1 protein-coding gene is annotated in these 456 nt (G+C 40.4%); it reads left to right on the top strand.

Going from position 1 to position 456, the window contains the following annotated elements:
* Nucleotides 1–244: HigA family addiction module antitoxin (locus OGV85_RS00045; protein WP_286552851.1), on the top strand; the 244-nt coding region annotated here is incomplete at its 5' end.
* Nucleotides 245–456: the final 212 nt, after the last annotated feature.

Genomic DNA, 456 nt, shown 5'->3' with positions numbered 1-456 from the left:
TGGTGTTGATACATCAACCGTTAGCCGGTTAGTAAACCAAAAAGCTGACCTTTCTTATGAAATGGCATTACGCCTATCAAAAGCCTTAGGGCGTTCTGCTGACTCTTGGATGAAAATGCAAATAGCATATGGTTTATATCGTGCTCAAGATAAAGTAAATCTTGAAGAAGTTGAGGTGGTTTACCGCCCACGGAACTTGGATGCTCCTGAAAAACAGGTCCATGAATTTTATGAAAATATCTAAAAACGATATTTCATTTAGGTAAAGAAAAGCTCCTAACCATAGGGGCTTTTTGTCTCTACACCTGTGTATTTATGTGAAGACCTAAGGCAGCATCGTTATTCCTGAAGATGCTTAAACAGCGGGTGTTGAGCCTGTATCAACCATTGATAGTGATCTGTATATCCTCTTCACTAACCCCAAACTTCATAGCCAGCCCCCTTCTATGCTTACCT

The sequence above is a fragment of the Citrobacter sp. Cf132 genome (assembly GCF_030333885.1).
In the GTDB taxonomy this organism is placed as follows: Bacteria; Pseudomonadota; Gammaproteobacteria; order Enterobacterales; family Enterobacteriaceae; genus Citrobacter; species Citrobacter freundii.
Note: the sequence above shows the minus strand (reverse complement) of the source record. Positions and strands in the feature narration are given on the sequence as shown.